General features: G+C 77.5%; 3 protein-coding genes and 1 tRNA gene. All 4 read right to left on the bottom strand.

The features are described from left to right. Positions 1–167: 167 nt before the first annotated feature. Positions 168–239: transfer RNA gene (locus AC1MIR_RS23755), tRNA-Thr, on the bottom strand. Between the two features lie 46 nt (positions 240–285). After that, positions 286–513: a hypothetical protein gene (locus AC1MIR_RS23750; RefSeq protein ID WP_480030643.1), complete on the bottom strand. Its 228-nt coding sequence runs from the start codon at positions 511–513 to the stop codon at positions 286–288. A 96-nt stretch (positions 514–609) separates the two neighbouring features. Continuing rightward, complete coding sequence (locus AC1MIR_RS23745; protein ID WP_480030642.1) at positions 610–1,377, bottom strand: 2-keto-4-pentenoate hydratase; 768 nt, start codon at positions 1,375–1,377, stop codon at positions 610–612. Continuing rightward, positions 1,374–2,099, bottom strand: coding sequence for a TrmH family RNA methyltransferase (locus AC1MIR_RS23740; RefSeq protein ID WP_480030641.1), 726 nt, complete (start codon positions 2,097–2,099; stop codon positions 1,374–1,376). The genes AC1MIR_RS23745 and AC1MIR_RS23740 overlap by 4 nt, the downstream gene beginning before the upstream one ends. Positions 2,100–2,281 lie beyond the last annotated feature (182 nt).

Here is a 2,281-nt window from a genome sequence, read left to right as displayed (position 1 = left end):
GCGGGGGGGGGGACGGCGCCGGGGGGGGTTATGCATTGGCGGGGCCTGGGCGCCCGGGGGGGGGGGGGCGGCGCGCCGTCGGGCGGCGGGGCTGCAGGCCGCGCCCGGCGGCGCGTGAGCGGGCTGCGTGCGGTGCCGGGGGCCGATATCCCGCTGAGGAGGCGCCCTGCCGGGTGAGGGATTTGAACCCCCGACCTTCGGTTTACAAAACCGCTGCACTACCGCTGTGCTAACCCGGCGCGCCGCGACACCTAGCGCGACGGGGCGCCGCGCTCAACACGCCCGTCAGGCATGCCCCACCGGCCCGAAGGCGTCGTCATTCGTCGCGCGCACCACCGCCGCGAACAGCCGCAGCGCATCCGGCCCGCCGCGATCGGTCAGGGTGCCGCGTTCCATCTCCTCGGCCAGCAGCTCGGCGTGCTCGGCAAGGGTTTCGGCCGCCCGGCGCAGGGCCTCGCGCGACAGCACGAGCTGCAGGTCCTCGGGCAGGGTGTTCCAGCTGGCGGTATGCATGGCGCTCCGGGTCACTCGGCGCCGTCCTGGCGAGACGCCGCCCTCAACCCCGCGGCGCCGCCAGCCTGCACGCGAAACGCTTGCCGAAGCGTGAAGCTATCCGAACTTCGCCTCCGCCTTGCCCAGCACATCGAACTCCACCGTCACCTGGCACGGCCCGTCCAGCCAGATCGGCGGCGTCACCGAGCCCAGGAACACCACCTGCCCCGCCCGCAGCCCGCCGAACACCGCGGCCGCGGGCGACGCCGCGAGCCAGGCCAGCGCCTCGAAGGGATGGCCGAGCAGGTCGGCGCCCACCCCCTCGCCGCGCAGCGCCCCATCCACCGTGATGCGCCCGCGGATCGCGCCGAGGTCGGTGCCGCGCCATCCCGCGGCCGGCGCGCCCAGCACGCCCGCGCGATGGAACACCTGGTCGGCGATCAGCGCCGGCGTGCCGAGCGCGGCGAGGTCGGTGTAGCGCTTCTCCACGATCTCGATCGCGGCGAAGACCTCCGCCACCGCCGCCGCCGCCTGCTCGCGCGTGCAGGGGCCGGCGGGCAGGTCGGCGCCGAGCCGGAGCCCCACCTCGCATTCCACGCCGGGCGCGATCAGTTCCGCGAAGCGGAAGCTGCCGGGGCTGGCCTGCACGCCCTCCGCCGGCACGAAGCCCGCTGCGGGACCCGACAGGCCGAGATAGGCCTGCATCTGCTTCGTCGTCGCGCCGATCTTGAAGCCGGCCGGCGGCACGGCGCCGCGCGCCTGCGCGACCTCGCGCTGCGCCGCGTAACCCGCCGCGACATCGGCCGGCGCGGCGGCGCCGAGCGGCAGCAGCACGCGTCCCTCGCGGCGGGCGGCGAGGATCGCCTCGGCGGCGGCGCTGGTCATGCCTCGGTCTCCTCCTCGATCGCGTCCGGCGCCGCAAGCCGCCGGTCGCGCGCCATCTCATAGAGCGCGACCGCGGCGGCTGCGGCGACGTTCAGGCTCTCGACGCCGGGCGCGATGGGCAACCGCACCAGCTCGTCGCAGGTCTCCCGCTGCAGGCGCCGCAGCCCCGATTCCTCGGCGCCGAGCACCAGCGCCACGCGCCGGTCGCGCGGCGCGGCCTGGGCCAGGGTCAGCGGCGCGTCGCCGGCGAGGCCGAGCACCCAGAAGCCGGCCTTCTGCAGCGTCATGATGGCGCGCGCCAGGTTCACCTCGCGCGCGATGGGCACGATCTCGAGCGCGCCGGAGGCGGCGCGGGCGAGCGAGCCGGTCTCCGGCGGGGCATGGCGGTCCTGCATGACGACGCAGGCCGCGCCGAAGGCCGCCGCCGAGCGCAGGATCGCGCCGACATTGCGTGGGTCGGTCACCTGGTCGAGCAGCAGCACCGGGCCGTCGGGCCTCTCGATCGCCTGGGCGAGCGCCAGCGGGGGCCGCGGCTCGGCCCGCAGGGCGGCGCCCTGGTGGACCGCGTCCTCCGCCAGGAAGGTCTGGAAGCGCTGCCGGTCCACGATCTCCGGCTGCACGCGCCAGGGTCTTTCGACACGTCGCGGCAGTCCCTGCGCGGCGTCGGCGGTCACCAGACGGCGCTTGAGCCGACGGCGCGGATTCGCCAGCGCCGCGGCCACCGCATGCAGCCCGTGCAGCCAGAGCGCGCCGGGCGGCGTCGGCTCGCGCTCGACGGGGCGGGCGGGGCGCGCGGGCGGCCGCGCGTACCCCCCGCCCCCCCGCCGGGGGGCGCCCCAGCCGCGCCGCGGGCCGCCCCCGCGGGGGGGGGGGGGCCCCGCCCCCCACCCCCGCGGGGCCCCGG

The sequence above is a fragment of the Falsiroseomonas sp. RANM36 genome (assembly GCF_056682175.1).
This window is presented reverse-complemented; position numbering and strand designations above follow the sequence as displayed.